The 20,064-nt window shown below is 71.4% G+C and carries 18 protein-coding genes; 5 read left to right on the forward strand and 13 right to left on the reverse strand.

What is annotated here, in order from left to right; genetic code table 11:
• Position 1: 1 nt before the first annotated feature.
• The 6 genes from ACLIN4_RS01415 to ACLIN4_RS01440 form a co-directional block, all read right to left on the reverse strand.
• Positions 2–751, reverse strand: coding sequence for a hypothetical protein (locus tag ACLIN4_RS01415; protein WP_411575408.1), 750 nt, complete (start codon positions 749–751; stop codon positions 2–4).
• 111 nt (positions 752–862) lie between these two features.
• Positions 863–2,263 (reverse strand): lanthionine synthetase C family protein, encoded by a 1,401-nt coding sequence (locus tag ACLIN4_RS01420; protein ID WP_411576721.1) that lies wholly within the window; start codon positions 2,261–2,263, stop codon positions 863–865.
• A gap of 20 nt (positions 2,264–2,283) precedes the next feature.
• Positions 2,284–5,421 (reverse strand): lantibiotic dehydratase, encoded by a 3,138-nt coding sequence (locus tag ACLIN4_RS01425; RefSeq protein ID WP_290012157.1) that lies wholly within the window; start codon positions 5,419–5,421, stop codon positions 2,284–2,286.
• 85 nt (positions 5,422–5,506) lie between these two features.
• On the reverse strand, positions 5,507–5,668 hold the full coding sequence (gene lanA, locus ACLIN4_RS01430; protein ID WP_063484126.1) for an SCO0268 family class II lanthipeptide: 162 nt from the start codon (positions 5,666–5,668) through the stop codon (positions 5,507–5,509).
• 244 nt (positions 5,669–5,912) lie between these two features.
• A complete protein-coding gene (locus ACLIN4_RS01435; protein ID WP_107477286.1) occupies positions 5,913–6,848 on the reverse strand; it encodes an ADP-ribosylglycohydrolase family protein in 936 nt (311 codons plus the stop codon).
• A gap of 350 nt (positions 6,849–7,198) precedes the next feature.
• Positions 7,199–7,795, reverse strand: a complete 597-nt coding sequence (locus tag ACLIN4_RS01440) for a dihydrofolate reductase family protein (protein WP_107477285.1) — start codon at positions 7,793–7,795, stop codon at positions 7,199–7,201.
• A 279-nt stretch (positions 7,796–8,074) separates the two neighbouring features.
• Here ACLIN4_RS01440 and ACLIN4_RS01445 point away from each other — a divergent pair, with 279 nt between their 5' ends.
• From ACLIN4_RS01445 to ACLIN4_RS01465, 5 genes are all read left to right on the forward strand, one after another.
• Positions 8,075–8,626 (forward strand): AAA family ATPase, encoded by a 552-nt coding sequence (locus ACLIN4_RS01445; protein WP_411575409.1) that lies wholly within the window; start codon positions 8,075–8,077, stop codon positions 8,624–8,626.
• A 227-nt stretch (positions 8,627–8,853) separates the two neighbouring features.
• Entirely contained in the window at positions 8,854–9,360 is a 507-nt protein-coding gene (locus ACLIN4_RS01450; protein ID WP_107477284.1) for a DUF2617 family protein, read from the forward strand.
• Positions 9,357–9,761: a DUF4247 domain-containing protein gene (locus tag ACLIN4_RS01455; protein WP_411575410.1), complete on the forward strand. Its 405-nt coding sequence runs from the start codon at positions 9,357–9,359 to the stop codon at positions 9,759–9,761. The genes ACLIN4_RS01450 and ACLIN4_RS01455 overlap by 4 nt, the downstream gene beginning before the upstream one ends.
• Positions 9,762–9,825: 64 nt before the next feature.
• A complete protein-coding gene (locus ACLIN4_RS01460) occupies positions 9,826–10,263 on the forward strand; it encodes a DUF350 domain-containing protein (RefSeq protein ID WP_100045025.1) in 438 nt (145 codons plus the stop codon).
• Between the two features lie 10 nt (positions 10,264–10,273).
• Positions 10,274–11,872 carry a polyamine aminopropyltransferase gene (locus ACLIN4_RS01465; RefSeq protein WP_107477282.1) on the forward strand — a complete coding sequence of 533 codons (1,599 nt, stop codon included), beginning with the start codon at positions 10,274–10,276 and terminating at the stop codon, positions 11,870–11,872.
• A 59-nt stretch (positions 11,873–11,931) separates the two neighbouring features.
• Here the strand turns inward: ACLIN4_RS01465 and ACLIN4_RS01470 are convergent, their stop codons facing one another.
• From ACLIN4_RS01470 to ACLIN4_RS01500, 7 genes are all read right to left on the reverse strand, one after another.
• Positions 11,932–12,705, reverse strand: coding sequence for a polysaccharide deacetylase family protein (locus ACLIN4_RS01470; protein WP_290012155.1), 774 nt, complete (start codon positions 12,703–12,705; stop codon positions 11,932–11,934).
• Positions 12,706–13,035: 330 nt separating this feature from the next.
• Complete coding sequence (locus tag ACLIN4_RS01475; protein ID WP_373420286.1) at positions 13,036–14,019, reverse strand: endonuclease/exonuclease/phosphatase family protein; 984 nt, start codon at positions 14,017–14,019, stop codon at positions 13,036–13,038.
• Positions 14,020–14,135: 116 nt separating this feature from the next.
• The gene (locus ACLIN4_RS01480; protein ID WP_411575411.1) at positions 14,136–14,639 is read right to left on the reverse strand and encodes a M15 family metallopeptidase; all 504 of its coding nucleotides are present in this window, start codon (positions 14,637–14,639) and stop codon (positions 14,136–14,138) included.
• Between the two features lie 360 nt (positions 14,640–14,999).
• On the reverse strand, positions 15,000–15,605 hold the full coding sequence (locus tag ACLIN4_RS01485) for an SMI1/KNR4 family protein (RefSeq protein WP_411575412.1): 606 nt from the start codon (positions 15,603–15,605) through the stop codon (positions 15,000–15,002).
• 238 nt (positions 15,606–15,843) lie between these two features.
• Positions 15,844–16,617 carry a helix-turn-helix transcriptional regulator gene (locus ACLIN4_RS01490; protein ID WP_107477278.1) on the reverse strand — a complete coding sequence of 258 codons (774 nt, stop codon included), beginning with the start codon at positions 16,615–16,617 and terminating at the stop codon, positions 15,844–15,846.
• Positions 16,618–16,648: 31 nt separating this feature from the next.
• Entirely contained in the window at positions 16,649–18,352 is a 1,704-nt protein-coding gene (locus ACLIN4_RS01495; RefSeq protein ID WP_411575413.1) for an amidohydrolase, read from the reverse strand.
• Between the two features lie 204 nt (positions 18,353–18,556).
• The gene (locus ACLIN4_RS01500; protein ID WP_289908004.1) at positions 18,557–19,900 is read right to left on the reverse strand and encodes a PP2C family protein-serine/threonine phosphatase; all 1,344 of its coding nucleotides are present in this window, start codon (positions 19,898–19,900) and stop codon (positions 18,557–18,559) included.
• Positions 19,901–20,064 lie beyond the last annotated feature (164 nt).

The raw sequence follows: 20,064 nt of genomic DNA on the forward strand, positions 1-20,064 counted from the left end.
GTCACCAGTATCCCGGGGCTGATCGCCGTCGTCGTCGGATTTGTCGCCAGGCCATCAGGCATGCTCGACGCAGTCGTACCAGTCGGTGATCGGGTCGGCCAGAGCCCTGTCGTCGTAGAGCGACACGAAGGCGGCGTTGCGCTTCCTGGTCGACGTACTGGGCTTCGAGCAGGCGATCGCCGTGTCGGACGAGCACGGTGGTATCGGGCACGCCGAGCTGCGCCGGCCCGGCGGCGGTGCGCTGGTGTTCGGCTCGACCCGGCACACCGACAGCCTGCACGGGCGGATGCGGGCGGGAACCAGCGCGGTCCAGGTCGCCGGCCACGGGTGCAGTCGTGTGGTGGAAGCGGCGCACCCGCGCGGGAGTGCTCCGGGCAGGGGCAGGCGGTCCTGCGCGCGCATGGCTATGGGACAGCTCGGCCCAGCGCAGCCGTCGCCAACCGGGCCCCGGGTGCCCGGCACGGCCCAGCCCTCCTCCGGTGGCGACGCTCACTGCGTCGAGTTCGATGCCCGCGACGACGTGCGGCTGGGCACTCCCCTCCGTCAGCCGCGCCCGGTGGTACTCGTGGTACGACACATCGGCCGGCCCTTGCTCGTGCTCGTACATGGCGTTGAGCACCCACACCGCGTCGGGCATCGCCGGGGGCATGAACCCGGTGATGCCGTCGCCGCACCGCTCCAGCAGCCAGTCGGTGGCCCCGGACGGCGCGAGCGGCCACAGGCTTGACATCAGGTTCGACTCCTCGGACACCCGCTCATGTTCGCAAGCGTGAACCGTCCGCCCACAAGGGGCCGGCATCACGCCGGCCCGGTCCTCGCCCCGGCTCGGACCCGACAACCGAACGGAAAGCCGGTCGGTCCCTCACGCCAGCAACAGCGGCATGTCCCAGTCGGCCGGTGTGCCGTCCGTCGCGTACGAGTCCAGGGCGAGCGCGACGCCGGCGGCGCCGTCGAGGTAGCCGGAGACATCGGAGCCGAACGGCACCTTCGTCATCGTGAACCGCAGTCCGAAAGGCACTGCCGGGTCGAAGGCGGAGACGAGTTCGGCGGCGATGGCGTCCCGCAGTTCGGCCAGCCGGGGATCCCGCCACAGTTCGTCGAGCCGGCCGAGCTGGTGCAGGGCGCCGGCCCAACCATGGCACAGCGCATGGTCGTCGATGCCCCAGGCCGACCGGGGAAGGACGAGCAGCCGGTCCACCGAGGCCCGGGCGAGGTCCGAGAAGTCCGTCCGGCCGAGCGCCCGTCCGGCCAGTTGCAGGGCGCGGGAGACTCCGGGAGCCCCGTAGCACCAGGCCGGCCACTTCGCGTCTCCGTCGTAGGCGGCAGGCCCCCGTTGCCACTGGGCGAAGGAGAGGTAGCCGGGCCAGAACAGGCCGTACCGGTCCTGCACCGCCCAGGTCCGCAGGAGTTCGGCCGTCGCCTCCATGGCCTCCTGCTGCCCCGGCACCCGCACGCCTTGCTCCCAGGCCAGGGCCAGCAGGGCGAGCGGCCCGGCGACGCCGTGCGAGAGGCCCAGGTTGAGGTGGCCGCCGGGGAAGGCCGCCTCGGAGCCGATCCGGGGCGCGTCCAGGGCCCACCAGCGCGGCACGTCTGCGCCTACGTGCTCCACGGTGCCCAGCGACAGGCGTACGAGGTAGTCGAGCACCGCCGTCAGCGGTTCCTCACAGCTCTCCGCCCGGGCCAGCAGATAGCGGCCGACACCGGTCAGGCCACGGACCACCTCGTAGCGCCCGATGGTGGGCAGCGGCCGGTCCTCGACGGGCGGCAGGACAGTCCGTACGAGATCGCGCTGGTAGGCGTCGAAGCGATGGAGTGCGGAGACGTAGCCTCCGGTGGTGCGGTGAGCGAGCAGTACGGCGAACGCCAGGGCCCCTGGCCCCTTGAAGATTCCGCCCGCGGTGCCGGCCCGGCCCGAGACGGCGCGGGTTCCCGCGGTGAGATACGCGTGGGCGCGCGGCACCTGTCGCGCCGGGTCCCGGGCGGCTCCCGTGAACGCGAGCGCGAGTCCGGGGCTGCCGCTGCCGAGGGTCAGCTCGGCCCAGATCGGCTCGGCGACCCCGTCGTCCGCGGCCTGGGCCGGGATCCGCGTGGCCGCCATCGTGGCGGCGGGGTCGGCGAGCCGGTCCAGGATCTCGGCGGAGACGGCGGCAGCACGCTCCCGCAGGTCCTGGGCGGACCGGCCGGCGAGGCGCTCGCGCGTCCCGCCCTCGGTGGCCCCGCCCGTCGTGTGCTCCCGTGTCCCGCCCTCGGCAGCCCCGCTCATCGTCTGCTCCCCTGTCCCGCTCATCGTCCGCTCCTGCTCCCGTGCCGCCGTCGGCCGACATGGGTCCGCACCGCGCCCCGCAGGACCGCGTACCCGCGGGCCTCGGCCGCCCGGTCGATGCCGAACAGACGGTTGTGCCGCATGTGCAGGAGCGACAGCAGGGCCTCGTCCCGGTCGGCCTCCGGAGCGGACAGGATCAGCCGCCCGTACGCGCGCGGCTCGGGCGACTCGGACCAGAGCGTGCCGAGGGACGGCGCCCCGAGTGCCTCCGCAGCCGATGACACCGCGTTCCCCGGCCTGATCAGTCGGTCGGCGAGGGCGCGGTGCCGCTGGTACTCCTCGTGCTCCGCGGTCTTCGTGAACATCCGGTCGACCCAGCCGCACCAGTCCCAGTCGCCGAGGGACTCCAGGAGCACGGCGTGCCCGAGGCCGGCGAGCACGGCGGCGGGGAGCGCCCGCCCGACGCCCCGCAGAGCGCGCGACTGGACGAGCGCCGACAGGCTGTCCGTGCGGAAGAAGCGCTCGGCCGCTTCCTGCAGGGCCTCGCCTCCGTACCGGTCGCTCTCGGGCCGGTACACGTCGAGGGTCATCGTGCGCAGGGCCCCGCTCTCGACGAGGGCCCTGGACACACGGCTGATCGCGGGCAGGACCCGGCCGTTCAGCGCCCCGGGGTCGCCGTGGATGCGCAGCCGCAGATGCGGCTCGGGGTCCTGGTAGCGCAGGAAGAACCAGCGGTCGACCTCGTCCTCGACCTCGGCGAGCAGGGCCGGAAGATGTTCGGCGAGCAGGGCTTCGTGGGCCGACGGTTCCGCGTACCACTTGACGAACAGCCAGTCCTCACCCGGCAGATGGAACCGGGCGGGCACAGGCCGGACCGGTGGGGCGGTCCGCTCCGGCTCGGCGCTGTCCGGTGCGGTACGCCCGGCGGGCCGCCGCGCCCCCGCGAGGGGCACCACGATCTCCGTGCTGTGCCCGCCGTTCCAGCCGAGCCCCGCACCGTCGGCCGTCACATCCTCGTAGAGGACGAACTGGGGACGGGCGGCGGTCAGTTCGGCGCGCAGCAGGTCCCGGTCCCAGCGGTCGCGCAGGTCGACGGGGTACATCTGGTCGTTGCGCGCGATCTGCAGCCTGTCCGGTACGGCAAGGCGCCGGCGCCAGGCGTCGAGGCCCTGCTCCCACGCCTCGGCGCCCCGCGCCCGGGCCGCGTCACGCAGCCGACGGCCCGGCAGCCAGCGCTTGGGCATCGCCACCACCCGCCCGAACCGGACGCGCGGCAGATACGGCAGGGTGTCGTGTCCGGCCCAGTCCCAGCCCGACCACACTCGGGGCCGCGCCGTCGCGAGGTCCATGAGGAACCGGGCCACCGGCGGCGCCTGTGTGTCCAGGGCCAGCATGTGCGGCAGCACCGGGCGGACCGGACGGCCGCTCTCCGGGTGCAGCAGCCGCAGCCCGTCGGAGCCGGCGGCGACGAGGAGCGAGCGCCAGTCCAGGCAGCGGGGGTCGTCCCGGTCGTCGGGCACGCCGACGGGGATGCGGTACGGCAGCAGCCGGGGCACCTGGACGATGTTGAGGCCGCGCGGCTCGTGGGGCATCAACTCGAGCTGGGCCGCGATCACCGCGTCGTCGGGGGTGACGGCGGTGTCGGCGGCCAGCCGGGCGAGATCAGCTGTGAGGCCGGCCGCCGTCGCGAACCGGCCCGCGGTGGCGCCCGCCGTCCAGGCTCCGATGTGCGGGCTGCCGAGCAGCCGGAAGTCGCCGCGGTCCAGTGCGGCGGTGCTCTCGGAGAGCACCTGGAAGCAGAGTTCGAGGCTGCGGGGCGGCGCGGCGGCGGGATCGTGCCCGGCGACTTCGGCGAGACGCCGTACGACGTCGTCGGTCAGCACCAGGTCGCCGCCGGACAGGACGGCTTCCTGAAGCAGCTCGCCGATCATCGCGCGCCTTGGACCGTCCGCCTCGTCGCCGGGGCCGCGGCGTGCGTACGCGGGCTCCGCGCCGTACTCGGGGGGCAGGCCGAGTCCGCGGTGCGGGTCGACCAGCTCGCCCAACGGCACGGCGCAGGCGGTGCCGTAGCGCTCGATGAAGCGCTCGCGGTAGTCCCGCATGTACGCCAGCGTCGTCCACTCCGGTGTGATCGCCCAGATGGCGGCCGCGTACCGGCACACCTCCCGGCCGACCGCCTCCGGTACCACGAACTCGCCGGGTATGTGCAGATCCACGTGCAGGGGTGGCCGGGCGTGCGCGTCGCCGTCCGTGCCGGGAACGTCGAGCCGTCGGACTTCGTCCAGGAGCTGCTGCCAGGAGTCGCAGCCCTGACCCGGGGGGTCCGCCTGATGCCGTGCGCAGGCCGCCCGGATGTCCCGCAGCGCCTGCGCGTCGTCGGGAAGCGCCGCGTCCAGGACCGCCTCGATGCCGTCGAGCAGCGCGGTGTCGATGCGGTGCGGGGTGACCGAGGTGAGCAGGAAGCCGTGCTGGAGGAGTCCGGCCAGCTGACGGTCGAGCCGTTCGGTGTCCAGCGCCGGAAAGCGCTCCGTCAGCCAGACGAGCAGATCGGCGTACGGCACCAGGGTCCGTGCCCGCTCGCGCACGGCGCCGACCAGCGCGTTGTCGCGCACCGACTGTTCCTGACCGCCGGTGCGCAGGTACAGCCGGCCGTCCCGCAGGAAACACAGGTCGTTGAGTACGACGTCCACGCGCCGACGGACGGAGGGCTCTGCGAGCCAGGCCAGTACCCGGCGGCGCAGCCACGCGCCGTCGAGCCGGACCGCGACCTCACCGGTGCCGGGTTCCGCCTTGGCCGCGGAACCGAACCGGGCGGTACCGACACCCGCGAACAGGCCGAACGGCGTCGGGCGCGCCCCGGCGCGGCGGGCGTACCGCGTCAGGGTTCGCGCGGCGCTCAGGGTCCGCTTGCGGCCGAGCGCGGTCGCGCCTTCGTCGCTGGTCAGGCCGGCCAGGCTGTGGGCCAGTGAGCCGCTGGCCACCCGGACCGCCTGACCGAGCAGGGGATCGGAGGCGAGCTGCCGCGCCCCGGAAACCGGCTCGGCCGCGTCGACCGTGGCCAGAGCGGCGCCGCGCGGCCGGCTCGCCATACGGACGAGTACCGGCTCCCGTACCTCGAACGCTGCGGATGCTCGGTGGGCTTCGGGCTCCGGCGCCACGTATGTCCTCCTCGTCGTCGTACGGAAGAGCGGGGCGGACCCGGGCCCGCCCCGCTCGGAAGAGCCCCGAGGGGGTCTCAGTCCGTCAGCAACAGATGGGGCAGCGCGTGCCGATCGCGTAGCTGCTCGGCGAGGTGAAAGTGCCCTGGCCGAACGACTCGGCCTGCTCCGGGAGGTCGGAGACGCGCAGATCCAGGTCGAGGTCGAGCTCGGGGGCTTCGTGGGACAGGACGATCTCGGTACGCATGCTTCTCCCTTGGGTGGTGGGGTGCACGGACTCGACATCCAGGGCCCCGGTCGAGGCCCGGACATGCGCAACCTTTGCTCACGCCACTGACGGTCGGTAGACGAATTCGAGCCATTGATCAAGGGACCGGCCACTGCCGGGGGCGGGGTGCGGGAGACTGATCCCTCGCATGATCAAGAAGGCAGCACCGCGTGCCATCACGACCCGGACTGCCGGGAGTGGCACTGTTCGGCCACTTGTCTCATCACCGGCCCTCCAGCAAGCGGTGTGCAAGGTGGAGCAGATCTGCCGGGCGCAGCACCCGTCCGTCGAATCCTGGGAGGGGGACATGGAGCGGCTGGGTCCAGCGGGCGGGGATTGCGTCCAGCCCGTAGTACGCGCCCGCGAGACCTCCGGTCACCGCGGCGACCGTGTCCGTGTCACCGCCGAGATCGATCGCCGCGCGTATCGCGTCCTCGAAGCCGGTGGTGGTGCGCAGCGCCCAGACGGCTGAGCCCAGGCAGGGCCAGACGGCGCCGTTGAACTCGGTCGCCTGATCGGGGTGCCAGTCGGGTGAGAGGACGGTGGCATAGCGGCCACGGTGGTCGGGGTGCACGTGAGCCAGGATGTCCGGGAGGGCGGTGAGGGGGTCGGTGTCCTCGAGCGTGACGCGGATGAGTTCGTGGAAGATCGCAGTGCCTTCCCAGGCCGCGCGGTCGCCGTGGGTAAGGGCGGCGATGCGGCGGGCCGCGTCCATGGTGGCTTCCTGGCCGGCGGCAGCGAAGTGGACCGCGGAGGTGGAAGCCCGCATCAAGGAACCGTTTCCCGCCGCCCGGTGGTTGAGCTGGAAATGGATCGCGGCGGCGAGGTTCCAGGGCATGCCGTTGGTCAGGACGTCCTCGGTCTGCAGGCCGATGTCCTTCGGTTCTGATGCTGCCCACCGCTGGAAGCGGGCGAAGATGTCCGCCGGATCCAGTCCGCCCCGCTCCAGCAGCGACTCCGCGACCAGGATGGCCATCTGCGTGTCGTCGGTCGCCTCGCCGGGGTCCCAGCCACCGCCTCCGCACATCTCGCCCCCGACACCGGACGCGGGAAACCGCGCGGAGAACGCCCCCTGGGGCCCGAACTCGAAGGGACCGCCCAGCGCGTCACCCACCGCCGAGCCGACGACCGCACCGGCGGCCCGCTGAATCCGCTTCATCGGCGCAGGTTATCCGTACTGCGAAGACGGTCGCGGCCTCTCGCTCCGCGGCCTCTTGTTCTGTCGGTTCCTGAGCCACCGCTGCCCGCGCCGGTTCGCGAGACCACGCGGTGGAGCCGGCCGGAGAAGCACGCTCGCCACGAGATCATGGACGCGATCCGATCCACGCCCATTCGGCGTGGGTGGTGTTCGAGGGTGGTGGCGATGGCGCGTGGCACCGCACCAGGCAGCGCTCCCTGCCTGGTACAGGCACCTCCCCCGACCGTGTGCTACAACCGACAGGACAAGGCGTATGCGTGGCCCTCCGAGTGCGCCCTGCCCCTCTCAGGAGCGCCGCCCGCCCAAGGCGTTCAGCTGCCGACGCGCGTGTAGGTGAGGAACACCGCGCCGCTCTGGAGGACGGTGTGGTCCGCGAGGGTCCAGGTGCGCGGGTCGAAGGCGGCCTTGCGGGAGAACAGCGGGATCCCGTCGCCGATGGTCAGCGGGCCGACTTTGAGGACGAGCGTGTCGATCTCGGAGTACAGGGAGCCCGCGAGCTCGGCGCCGCCCAGCAACCAGATGTCCTTGCCGTCCTGTCGCTTGAGTTCACGCACGGTCGCCACCGGGTCGTCGGCCACCAATTCCACGGCCGGGTCCGGGCTCTCGGTCAGGGTCCGGGAAAATACCAGGTGCCGCAGGTGCGGGTAGGCGTCGGTGATGCCGGCCGCGAGACCGATCTCGTAGCTGCGCCGCCCCTCCAGCACGGTGTCGAAGTGCGTGCCCTCCGCCGTGACGGACAGGGCCTGCCGGGCCTGGACGGGCAGCGTCTCCGGGTACTCGGCCACGAGGTGCCGGACGTAGTCCTCCGGTATGGGCCAGAAACCGTTGGGACCGGTGGGGTCCGCGCCGTCCGGGCCCGCGATGAAGCCATCGAGAGTGGTGGCGATGTAGTGGACGAGTCTGCGCATGCCGGGTCCTTTCCGTTGACCACGCTGTTCGCGGGGTGGCCCGGTCCGCCGGGTGGCGTGCCGAGGCGCGATGCCGCTGAGCGATCATGGCACCCGTCCGCCCGGCGCGTGCACCGTACCGCCGAATCTCGTGGACATTCGCCTCAGGTACGTGACGTGCAGCTGGTGCTCCTCGATTGACTGCGACAGACGCGGCCGGTCCACGCGGCCCGGCAGCCGCGGCCGTCACGTTCCCATGAGCGGTTGTGCTACGGAAAACGGGGCTGCCACTATTGGGGCGTGCTCACTGCTGAGAGGCCGGACTGCCTGATCGTGACCGGGATGCCGGGAGCCGGCAAATCGACGGTTACCCGGCTGGTGGCCGAGCGTCTGCCACGTGCTGCTCGGCTCGATGGTGACTTCATCAGCAGGCTGGTTGTCAGCGGTCGTGTCGGCGCCCTTGGGGAGCCTGCCGAAGAGGCAGCTCGGCAAGTGGAGTTGTGCAACCGCAATCTGTGCGCGCTGGCGAACAACTTCGCCGGCGCCGGCTTCACGCCCGTGATCGACTGGGTGATTCCTGATCGCGAGCAGTTGGACTTCTTCATTTCTCTCCTCCCCGACCTGCACGTCTTGTTCGTCGTCCTGGCGCCGGGAATCGAAGCCTGCCGGTACCGCAACACCATCCGTGCTCCACGGGAGCGGTTCGACTTCGACGGCTACGAAGACCTCGATCTCGGCATGAAGCGTGAGCTAGGCGGCGTCGGCTGGTGGTTCGACACCGCGGCGCTCACTCCTGAGGAGACCGCTGATCGCGTGATCCAGGAGGCCGGCCACCGGGCCATGGCGAGCTGACCGCAAGCCCGTCGTGTGCGCTCGGTCGGAGCGGTCCGTTCTGCCGGTCAGCCGGTTGAGGAAGACCATGCGGAGCCGGGGGCGCGAAGTCGGCCCCTCAGCCGGTGCTTCCGTACCCCTGGGCGAACGTCGGGCCGTGCAACGACGGGAGCCCCCGCCGTTCATGCGCCCCGGGACGCATGTGCCATACTCGGCGCCGCTCATAGCAATATCGGACCGGGGGCCGCGTGCACGCTCTATCTCTGCCAGCTCCCTACCTGGACACGGCCGCGGACCAGCTCTGCTTCTCACTCGACCTGACCGAACGGCCGTCGCTCGCCGAACGAGAGGTGCTTGTGGGCGGAATGAGCGTACGCATGAGGCTCCTCGGCGCCTCGCACCAGGTCTTCGTCGGGCCCGTGAGGGAGACGGTGGCATGCCTTCCGGGCGCCGACCGGGGCCTGCCGGCCAGGCTCACGCGGCAACAGGGCGACTGGACCTACGACTTCAGTGCCACCACGGCGCGACTGGACCCTCGCGAGTTCAGCGCACAGGTGGCGGGCATCCTCGGCCGGGCGGCCGAGGCGGAGCACAGTCTGTGCGGAGTCTTTCCCGGTTCACCGGAGGCCGTGACGGCAGTGGTCGTCGAAGCGTCCGAGAAATCGTGCCGCACCCGACTGTCCTGGCGAACCTGGCACACCTACCCGCAGGACGGGCAGATCGTATCGACGCACACCACGCTGGAGGCCCGATGAACCGTGTCCGATTCGTCCGCAGTGCGGTGGCGGCCGTGCTGGTCACGCTCGTGCTCTCGTCCTGCTCGAGCGACGGGGACGACGGCGTCCCTCGCTCCTGGATCCGCGACACGTACACCGCTGGCGGCGGGTCCCGGTGGCTGGACAAGGACAGTTCCCCGGACCGGGTCGCCGACGCCATCCACGACCACCGCAAGTCCCTCGACCGGTCCGCCGGCGGCGGCATGAGCTTCCTGCGCTACGGCGACGACATGGTGACCGTCTCGCCGTACAAGGGCGGCAGCCTGATCGAGATCGAGGACTACCGCAACGGATACCGGCGGTACAAGCAGCACCTCGTGAACTGGCCCAACCCGAACAGCCAGAGCTATCGCGGTGGCGGCCCCGGCGAAGGCAAGTGACACCGGCGCGTGAAGCCAGGCACCACCTCCCCACCCTGACGACGCTCTCCAGAAAGGCACCCCAGTGACCGAGATCTTCGAGTCGACCGGCCAGGCACTGCTCTACGGAGTCGTGGGCCTCGCCGTGATGGCCGTCGGCTTCCTCGCCCTCGACCTCGTCACACCCGGCAAGCTCTTCCACGTGGTCTGGCGGGACCGCAACCGCGGGGCGGCCGTGCTGCTGGGCAGCCAGTCCGTAGCGGTGGGCCTGGTCATCATGGAGGCCATCCGGGCGAGCGAGTCGGAACAGGGACTGGGCCAGGGCCTGCTGAGCACGCTCCTCTACGGCCTGGCCGGTGTGCTGGTGATGACGCTGGTCGGCATCGTGATCGGTGTGCTGACACCGGGTCAGATGGGTGCGGTCGCCCTGGAGGACGAAGGCGACCGACCGCACCCCGCCGCGTGGGTCCAGGCCGGCATGTACCTCGGCACCGCCTTCATGGTCGGCGCGGCCCTTTCCTAGGACACCACCCATGAGCTCCACCATCCAGGACGACCGCGACACCGCGGCTCCCTCCCGCCCCCCGGTGGCCCGACCTCCCCGGGGGGCGCGGTTCCTTCTGCTGCTCGCCGTCTTCCTCTGTGCCGCCTGCGGCCTCGTCTACGAGTTGGCGCTGACCGCGCTGGGCAGCTACCTCATCGGCAACTCGGTGCTTCAGACCTCCGTGGTCATCTCCGTGATGGTCTTCGCCATGGGCGTGGGTTCACTGGCCGCCAAGCCGTTGCGCCGCCGCGCGGTCGTCGCGTTCGCGGTGCTGGAAGGGGTACTGGCACTGATCGGCGGCCTGTCCGTCCTGGTGCTGTACGCCGCCTTCGCCTGGCTTCAGCTCTACATGCCCGCGATGATCGTGGTGTCCCTGGTGGTCGGCCTGCTGATCGGCGCCGAGATCCCGCTGCTGATGACCCTCCTGCAGCGGATCCGCCGACAGGAGGCGAGCAGTGCCGTCGCCGACATGTTCGCCGTCGACTACATCGGCGCCCTCGTCGGCGGCCTGTGCTTCCCGCTGTTCCTGCTGCCGACCTTCGGCCAGTTGAAGGGCGCGCTGGTGGTCGGCGTGGTCAACGCGGTCGCCGGCGTCATCGTCGTGGTGTTCATCTTCCGCCGCGAGATCCGCCGCACGGTACGGGCCGGCCTGCTGGCCGGGGTCGTCGCCGTCCTCGCCGTGCTCGGCGCGACGTACGTGTTCGCCGACGACCTGGAGGTCACGGCGCGTCAGCACATGTACGCGGACCCCATCGTGCACGCCGAGACCACCCCGTACCAGGACATCGTGATCACCCGGTCAACCGCCTTCACCGGGAGCCCCGACATTCGGCTGTTCCTCAACGGCGATCTCCAGTTCAGCTCCGTCGACGAGTACCGCTACCACGAGTCGCTCGTCCACCCCGCGCTGTCGGGCCGTCGCTCCAACGTGCTGATCATGGGGGGCGGCGACGGGCTCGCGCTGCGCGAGGTTCTCCGGTACGACGACGTCCGGCACGTCACTCTGGTCGAACTGGACCCGGCCATGACCCGATTGGCGCGGACCTACGCACCGCTGCGCACGCTCAACCGGGACGCGCTGGACGACCCGCGGGTCGAGGTGGTGAACGCCGACGCCTTCAACTGGCTGCGCGGTGCCCGACAGCAGTACGACGCCGTGATCATCGACTTCCCCGATCCGGATTCGGCGTCGCTGGCCAAGCTGTACTCGGTGGAGTTCTACCACCTGCTCGGCCGGGTCCTGGGGCCGCAGGGCAAGGTGATGGTACAGAGTGGATCTCCGTTCTTCGCCCCGAAGACGTACTGGTCGATCGCGAAGACGATCGAGACGGCGGGATACGCGACCACGGAATTCCAGGTCGACGTGCCGAGCTTCGGCAACTGGGGGTTCGTCCTCGCCGGCCGCGGCACCGAACCCCCGCCGCTGCGACTCGCCTCGGAGGTCCCCGACCTGCGGTACCTGGACGACGCGGTTCTCAGGGCGGCGACCGTGTTCCCGGTCGACCGCCGTCGCACCGACGTACGGGCCAGCACACTGATGGACCCCGCCGTGCTCGACTACGTGCTGGACGAGTGGCGCAACTACTGAGTCCCGGTTCACCCGCGAGCGGCACCCGGCGCATCGGGGACGCCCGCTGACGGGGCGTGTCAGCGCACGGGGAAGCCGAAGGAGTAGCCCTGCTCCTTGAGCCAAGGGAGGAGCCTGCGCAGGGCTTCGACCGTCTGGGTACGGTCGCCCCCGGCGTCGTGGAAGAGGATCGTCGGTCCGTTGTGGATCTCCCGCTGGACGGTGGCGACGATGGCGTCCGCGCCCGGCCGTTCGAAGTCCTTCGTGTCCACGTTCCAGCCCAGTGGGCGCATGCCCCGGGACGCGGCCAGCTCACGGCTGTGGGGAGTGAAGGCGCCGCCGGGGGCCCTGTAGTACATGGGGCGTACTCCCCCGGACGCCTCGGTGATCATGCGCTCGGCGTCGAGGATCTCCTTGGACTGGTACGCCTCGGACTTCTTGTCCATGGCGGTGTCGTGCGACACCGAGTGGTCGCACAGCCGGTGCCCGGCCGCGACCACGTCCTTCACGAGGTCCGGGTGGGCCTGGGCCTGCGTACCCGTGACGCAGAAGGTGGCCTTCACTCCGTACTCGCGCAGCAGGTCGAGCACTTGCGGGGTCCAGGCGGGGTCGGGACCGTCGTCGATGGTGATGTTGACACCGCGCGCCCCCTTGTCCGAGGCGTGCGCGATGGTGACGTCGACCGGCGCGATGTCACTGCCCGGCGTGGCAGACGCGGTCGCCTGCGGTGCCGCGCCGCCCACGGGGTCGGCCTGCGCGGTCCACACGGAGGCACCGACGGCGAGCAGCGTCACCCCGAACGCCGCCCCGGCCACCTTGCCGTACCAGGCCCGTCCGCCACCGTGCCGTGCCATGTCCGCCCCGCCTTCGCGTAGTTCCTCGCCGTTCCCCGGTCCCATCGGGACCACTTGGCAGGACGGGAGACGGTGGCCGCGGGATGCGTCCGTTACCGATCACGGACAATCCCGAGGACGTTCGCGGACAACTCGGCGGCCGGCCTCGATGGTCGGCAGGTTGTGCGGGGGCGCGGGGCCCCTGTCGAGTCTGTCGGGGCCCCGCTGTTGACGCGGCCCCGGATGGTGAGCGGCGGCGCGGTCTCCCGGTCGGCGGGCCAGGTAGAGCCTGATCCGTTCAGAGCCTCCGCCTTCAGCGCCGCGAACACGGCCCGGCGGCTCCGCACGGTGTCACCAGCTGATGCCCGCCGCCACCGGCAGGTGGTCGCTCCCGGTGGCCGGCATCACCCAGGAGCTCTCCGCCTTCACTCCGCGGACCAGGATCTGGTCGATCCGCACCACCGGGAACGCCGCCGGCCAGGTGAAGCCGAAGCCGTCCCCGGCCTCGTCCTGGGCCGAGCGCAGCTGTGAGGTGATGCCGTCGAGCGCGCCGTCGTCCGTGGTGCCGTTCAGGTCCCCGAGCAGCACCACCCGCTCGTTCCGCTCGCCGGCGACGGCCTCGGCGAGGGCCTTCGCGTTGCGGTCCCGGCTGTCCGTCCAGAAGCCCTCCCTGGGCATCAGCCGTACGGATCCGAGGTGGGCCACGTACACGGCCAGGGGCCCCCGGTCCGTGGCCACCGTGGTGCGCAGCGCCCGGTTGTCAGTCAGCTTGACGTCGGCCGGCTTGGTGGCCGCCAGCGGCCCGTAGTCCATCATGGTGTCGACCGGCCGGGTGTCCGACAACGGCAGCTTGCTCCACAGCCCCACCGTGCCCCGCACCGCGTGGTACGGATACGTCTTCGCAAGCTCCTCCTCGTACGTGCCCCGGGCCTGCTCGGTCAGCTCCACCAGGGCCAGCACGTCCGCCCCGGAGGCAGCCAGGTCACGGGCGGTACCGGAAGGGTCGGGGTTGGCGTCGCCGACGTTGTGCTGGGCCACGGTGAGGTCGGCCCCGGCATGGGACTTGTCACCGAGCAGCCCGCCGAAGAGGTGCAGCCACACCACGACCGGCAGCAGCAGCGCGACCGCCGCGGAGGCGGAACGGCGCCACAGCGCTCCGGCCAGCAGTACGGGAATGAGCAGGCCGAACCACGGCAGGAAGGTCTCCACCAGGCTGCCGAGGCCCCCTCGATCCGTGATCCACGCGTGCAGCAGCATGAGCAGGCCGAGCAGCAGTGCCAGCACCGCCGGCACCCGGCCGCGCTGCCAGGGACCGGGCCGCGAGACGGCGCCCATGGCCCGGCGGGCGCCCGCGCGCCCGGCACCGGAGCCGGTGTCCCGGTGGCCGGCGCCTCCCTGCCCGGTCTCCACCGTCTCGACCGGCGTCATCGTGCGTCCTCGCTCACTGCCGGTCACGGCTGCATCCTCGGGTCCTGGGTGGGGTCGGCGAACATCTTCGGGCAGCCGTCGTCGACCGCTTCGGGGCGCAGTTCATAGTGCCAGGGCTCGTTGCGGTAGATCTGGCACAGCCCGTACTCGGCGCCGTGCCCGGACAGCCAGGCCGTCGCATCCGACTGCCCGAGGTCGACCGCGTCCCCCGACACGTGAGGAGACGTGTCCGCGGTGGCCACCCAGCGGGCGGCCTCCTCCCGGGACCCGTACTTGGAGACCGCCTCACGGAGAAGCTGATCTTGGTACGCCGAGGAACGCCAGCCGGTGTTGACGTAGAACGTGACGCTGTCGTCCGCGGCAGCCGTCGCGGCCCGGCGGAGGGCACTGAGGAGATCCGGGTCGAGCCTGGCCACCGCTGGAAGCGCGTCGTCGAAGACGGTCACGCCGCCGGGGACGAAGCCGTCGGCCTCGCCGATTCCACCCCTGGCCTCGCGGAGTGCGTCGCGATGGTCACGGCGAGGCACCTGCCTGGGCGACGCGGCCGGGGAAGCGGCGGAGGGCGGGGAGTCGGTGGCAGACCGGGAGCCCGAGGGTTTCTGCTCGTGGGAGACGCAGGCTGTGGCGGTCACTGCTGTGGCGGCTGTCAGGCCGACGGCGAGGACCCTGCGAATCCGGTGGGTCGTCGCTCCTGCTGACGGTGCGGGTCGATGCATACCGCCAGTCAAGACAGCGCGGTGTTGCCGACACGTATGCGGTTTTCGATACGCCGACAATATGCGCCGACTCGTAGCGTCAACGACCTGCGTGCGTTGATCGTTCGAGGAGGAACCCCTCACAGGCGGCCCGGGTCGAGCGTTCCACTCGAGCAGGATGCCGGTTGGCTGTCAGCCGAACATCCCCGCGTAGGGGTCCGGTTCGCCGGTCATCGGGTCCAGGCCCGCGTGGAACCGGCGTTCCTGCTCCGCGTGATGGACGAAGGTGCCCACTCGTCCCCACAGTGAGAGGTCGCTCAGGGGGCACTCGTCGAATGCGGCGGTCATGACGCGCCGCAGGAATTCGGTCATACCGCAGTCGAACAGGGCCCAGTGGGGATCGTCGTGTCTCCTCCAGACGACCACAGGCCATCGGTCGGGGTCCGGTCCGGTCATCAGCCAACCGAGTTCGTTCGCGTTGCATCCGCTGCCCCAGGGCAGAACTCGGTCAGCGCCCAGTCCGACGCCGGGTACTCCGCCCTCCATGGTCCACATTTCGCGGAAGCCGGCCACGTGACCGGTGATGGATGCCTGCCAGCCGTTTCCGGTCGGCAGAGGCGGGAGGACGATCAGGCCATCGATGCAGCCGCCACCGTAGACGGCCATGAAGTCTCGATAGTCGGTCTGGAGAGGAGTGCCCAGGTCGGCCTCGGCTGCCGTCCAGTCCACCTGCTCGTCCGCGCCCCATTCGTGGGGCAGGATCCGCTGCAGCGCCTCTATGCCGGTTCGACTGCCCATCCGTCCTCCTGGCTGATGGTCCTGGTGCTGGTGCACGATATCCGGCCGAACGCCGGCAGGTGCGGCCGGGTGAGCAGCGGCGAGTTCGTCCGCCGGCCGCGCCGTCCCGGTGCCCCTGTTCGTCCCCGAACCGACCTCCGCCGAACTGATCGGCCGGGTGCGCTCGGCGCAGGTGGGGAAGCGGAGTGTCCCGCAGGGGCGCGCCCGCGGTCCGGGCGTTCCGCGGTGCCGGCTTGCGTCAGCGGGAGGGTTCGATTCCCCAGGTGGCGGCCAGGGCTGCGGCGGCCGCGCGGTTGGGGAGGTCGAGCTTGGCGAGGATGTGCTCGATGTGGGTCCCTACGGTGCGCGGCGTGATGTACAGCCGCCCGGCGATCTCCCGGTTGGTGCGGCCGGCGGTCAGTTCGGCAAGCACCTGGAGCTCCCGCGGCGAGAGTCCGCCGGGTCGCCGCCCGTCCGCGGCGCGGTCGGCCGCGGCGCGGGCCTCGGGCGGAGGGCCCGCGTGGGAATCGACGGCCGCGGCGAGGGCCTCGGTGAGCAGGATGACCACGGCGCGCGCGGGATCGGGCGCGCGCCGCGGCCGACGGGTGCTGACGTTCAGCATGCCGACGTACCTGCCGTCGGCGGCGAAGAGGCACTGGGCCACGCCGTCCTCGATGCCGAGGGGACGCAGCACCTGCTGGAAACCCGGTGACGCCGCCAGGAGCTGCCGGGGGACGTCCATGAGCCAGAGACCGCCTCGGGCCGGGCTGCGGAGCACGGGGAAGACCGGGTCGTGGTGAAGGCGGGTTTCGATGTACGCCGTGGCGTCGTCCGGGTAGCTCCCGGCCAGGGTGGTGTGGCGCCGGCGCAGCGGATCCCACCGGGCCAGGGAGGCGTGGTCGTACTCCATCACCTCCGACAGCGCCGCCAGGACCCCGTCGACGCCGGCCGCGCCGCTCGTGGCGCTCCTGGCGGCCTCACGGACGTGGACGGCCGCGTCCAGGATGTCCGCCGTGCTCCGCTCCGCTGCCATCCTCCAAGGATGATCATGTACCGGGCGTACGTCAATCGCGAAGGGTGTCGTGGACGACCTGCCCGTCCACGACGGTGAGGACGACGGGCATCTCCGGGATGTCGTGGGGGTCGGCGGTGAGCAGGTCTCCGTCGAGCACGCAGAGGTCGGCGACCTTGCCCGGCTCCAGGGAGCCCTTCCAGTCGTCGGCGAAGTCCTGCCAGGCCGCGTCGATCGTGTACGTACGGAGCGCCTCGGCCAGGCCGATGCGCTGCTCGGGGCCGCTGACCCGCCCGGCGGCCTTCGACTCGCGCAGCACCATCGTGGCGACGCCCTGCCGCCAGTCCGGGTACGTCACGGGTGCGTCGGACCCGCTCGCGACCCGCACCCCGGCGTCTATGGCATCGCGGTAGGGCCATGCGTACGCGGCCCGGCCGGCGCCGACGAACGCCTCCTCCATGTCGGCGACGGTCCACTTGATGGTGGGGTTCATGTTGACGCCGAAGCCGTGCGCGGCCAGTACCTTCATACTGTGCGCGGTGAGGAAGTCGCCGTGGATGACGTAGTGGCGGGCGTCGGGCCGCGGGTGCTCGGTCATGGCCGCGGCGAAGGCGTCCGCGACGGTGTCGATACCCCGGTCACCAGTGACGTGTACGCCCAGCTGGTACCCGGCGGCGTGGGCGTGCCGGATCATGGCTTCGATCTCGGCGACCCGCTCGGCGTCGGTCTCACCGCCGACGCACAGGGATCCGCAGCCTCCGCCGACATACGGCTCGTGCATCCACGCGGTCTTGTTGGGGACGACGCCGTCGGCGAAGATCTTGACCCCGTGGATCGCGAGTCGGCGCGGATCGGCGTCGCCGGAGTCGGCGAGGGCGGTGAGGCCGCGGGCGAACTCCTCGGCGGTGCTCGCCATTCCGCTGGGCAGCAGCAGGACGCCGAGGCGAGCGGTCAGTTCGCCGTCGGCCAGCAGCCCGCGGTACACGTCTAGGGTCTCCGTGCCGAGCGCGCCCCGCATGATGCCGTCACCGCCGGGGCCCAGCCCGGGCTCGGTGTAGCTGGTCACGCCGAGGCGGGCGAGCTTGGCGAGGGCCGACCTGATCGCGTCGGTCCGCTCCTGCCTGCTGAGCGGTGGCAGCGCGTTCTGGACGAGAGCCTGGGCCCCCTCGTGGAGGAGCCCGGTCGGCTCCCCGGTCTCGTCCACGACGATGGCGCCGCCGGGCGGCGCGACGGTGTGACGGTCGATCCCGATGAGCTCGAGCGCTTTGGAGTTGACCCAGGTGGCGTGCCCGGAGAAGGAGTACAGGACGACGGGGTGGCCCGGGCTCACGGCATCGAGGTCACTCCGCGAGGGCAGCCGCGACGGGTCACCCACGCACTCGTCGAGGTACCCGGTGTCCCAGCCGTGCCCTGTGATCCACTGCCCGTCCGGAACCCGCCCGGCGGCCTCCCGTACCGCCTCGGCCACGTCCGCGAGGGAGGACACGGCGGGATGGCCGAGGTCGAGGGAGAGCGGCGGCGTCGCCATGCCGAAGGCGCATCCGTGCAGGTGGGAATCGTTGATGCCGGGAAGCAGCGTCGCCCCGCGCAGGTCGATCACGCGGGTGCCGGGACCGACCAGCGGCGCGACGTCTTCCCTCTCCCCCACGGCGCTGATGATCCCTCCGGTCACCGCCAGGGCCGAGGCGACGGAGAACTCCGCATCGACCGTGACCACCCGTCCACCGAGAAACACCAGGTCCGCGTACGCGTCCACAGAAGGTCCTTTCCACACCGGGGGCACCACGGCCACCCGCGAAACAGTCTCCTGAGGACTATGGCCAGGACCCGGTGGCCGGCACATCGGTCATTCCACCGATACGCGCTCGGCGTCGGTGCGCTGTGCCAGGGAGATCGCCCCGGTGGCCTCGGCGGCCGGCGGTTGACGGCTCTCGTCGCCCGTGGAGGGGGAACGTGTGGCTCAGTACTCCTGCTCGTCCACCGCGAGGGGGATGCGTATGGCGAGCAGGGCGACGTCGTCGTCGTTGTCGGCGGGGCGGGAGCGCTGCAGCAACTGATCCGTGAAGGTCTCCAGAGGACGGTGGGCCAGAGCCGCCGCGTGCCGTCGCAGTACCTCCATCCCCGTGTCCAAGGGGCGCCTGCGACCTTCGATGAGGCCGTCGGTGTAGAAGACGAGCGTGGCGCCGGGAGGCAGCGTGACGGTGGCGTCGGGCCGGGGCCGACGCGTCCCGGTGCCGAGGAGCAGGCCGTTCGCCCCGTCCAGGTAGTTCGTCAGGCCGTTGTGGTGGACGAGGAGCGGGGGCGGGTGGCCGGCGCTCGTCCACCGCAGGCGCCAGGTACCGGCGGGGCCCGAGCTGAGCCGGGCAAGGATCATGGTGGCCATGCGGACGTCGGTGATGTGCCTCATGGCCTGATCCAGTTCCTCGACGATGCGGTGCGGCGGCTGGTTCCGGGACCAGGTGTAGGCACGCAGCATGTTCCGTAGCTGGGCCATCCCGGCCGCCGCTTCGAGGTCGTGTCCGACGACGTCGCCGATGACCAGCGCGGTGCCGTCGTACGGCAACGGGAAGGCGTCGTACCAGTCCCCTCCGACGTGCGAGGCGTCCGGCGCGGACAGGTAGCGGGCGGTCATGGCGAGGCCGGGCAGGCTCGGGAGCTGGGGCAGCAGGTAGCGCTGCATGGTCTCGGCGACCTGGGCCTGCCTCGTGTAGTGGCGGGCGTTCTCCAGGGCCAGGCCGATGCGCCGGACGATGTCCTCCAGCAGACCGAGATCGTCCGGGGTGAAGGCCCGGGCGTCCTCTCCGGAGCGCCCCAGCGTCACGGCTCCCAGGACTTCGCGCGGCCCGCGAATCGGCGCGATGGCCGCGGTCTTCATTCCCGTCGCCTCGAAGAGCCTGCGCTGTTCCACGGCGATTCCCGTGTCGGGCGGTCCCTGGTAGGTCTCCGGACCGGCCAGGTAGGAGGCGATACCGCGCAGGGCCCGGGACAGGGGCATGGGTGAGGCGGCGGAGACCCGTGGCATCGGGCCCTGCAGATCCTCGCGCCGGATCAGCGTCCCGCCCTCGGCATGGACCACCAGGTGCCGTGACACCTCGTCGTCCTCGGTGACCAGGTCGACCACGGCCCAGTCCGCCAGCCGCGGAACCATCAGTGCCACTACCCGCTGCAGGGCCTCGTCCACATCGTTGTTGGAGATCAACTGGGCCGTGGTCTCGGCGAGCAGGGCGAGCCGCTCCAGTTCGGACAGGACCGTGCTCGAACGCGGCTCCGCGTCTGCGCAGACCCGACTGGTGTTGTCCAGCATGACCGCTCCCCTGGTCCTACACGTGCTCGGCGCAGGACTTTCCGGCCGACGTCGGAGCAGGTTGTCCCCACTCACTGCGGTCATTGTCGCGATACCGAGCCACAGGTGCCAAGGGCGGAGGAAAACACGGTGGGTGAAGGGGAGGCTCGTCTTCCGTCCCGGCA

The sequence above is a fragment of the Streptomyces mutabilis genome (assembly GCF_046628145.1).
Taxonomy (GTDB): Bacteria; Actinomycetota; Actinomycetes; order Streptomycetales; family Streptomycetaceae; genus Streptomyces; species Streptomyces mutabilis.

Excerpts from the sequence above, each read along its gene's own strand:
- ACLIN4_RS01490 (WP_107477278.1), bottom strand. The coding sequence starts at position 16,617 with ATGGCAGCGGAGCGGAGCACGGCGGACATCCTGGACGCGGCCGTCCAC.
- ACLIN4_RS01420 (WP_411576721.1), bottom strand. The coding sequence starts at position 2,263 with ATGAGCGGGGCTGCCGAGGGCGGGACACGGGAGCACACGACGGGCGGG.
- ACLIN4_RS01465 (WP_107477282.1), top strand. The coding sequence starts at position 10,274 with ATGAGCTCCACCATCCAGGACGACCGCGACACCGCGGCTCCCTCCCGC.
- ACLIN4_RS01455 (WP_411575410.1), top strand. The coding sequence starts at position 9,357 with ATGAACCGTGTCCGATTCGTCCGCAGTGCGGTGGCGGCCGTGCTGGTC.
- ACLIN4_RS01435 (WP_107477286.1), bottom strand. The coding sequence starts at position 6,848 with ATGAAGCGGATTCAGCGGGCCGCCGGTGCGGTCGTCGGCTCGGCGGTG.
- ACLIN4_RS01440 (WP_107477285.1), bottom strand. The coding sequence starts at position 7,795 with ATGCGCAGACTCGTCCACTACATCGCCACCACTCTCGATGGCTTCATC.
- ACLIN4_RS01475 (WP_373420286.1), bottom strand. The coding sequence starts at position 14,019 with ATGGGCGCCGTCTCGCGGCCCGGTCCCTGGCAGCGCGGCCGGGTGCCG.
- ACLIN4_RS01500 (WP_289908004.1), bottom strand. The coding sequence starts at position 19,900 with ATGCTGGACAACACCAGTCGGGTCTGCGCAGACGCGGAGCCGCGTTCG.
- ACLIN4_RS01470 (WP_290012155.1), bottom strand. The coding sequence starts at position 12,705 with ATGGCACGGCACGGTGGCGGACGGGCCTGGTACGGCAAGGTGGCCGGG.
- lanA (WP_063484126.1), bottom strand. The coding sequence starts at position 5,668 with ATGCGTACCGAGATCGTCCTGTCCCACGAAGCCCCCGAGCTCGACCTC.
- ACLIN4_RS01485 (WP_411575412.1), bottom strand. The coding sequence starts at position 15,605 with ATGGGCAGTCGAACCGGCATAGAGGCGCTGCAGCGGATCCTGCCCCAC.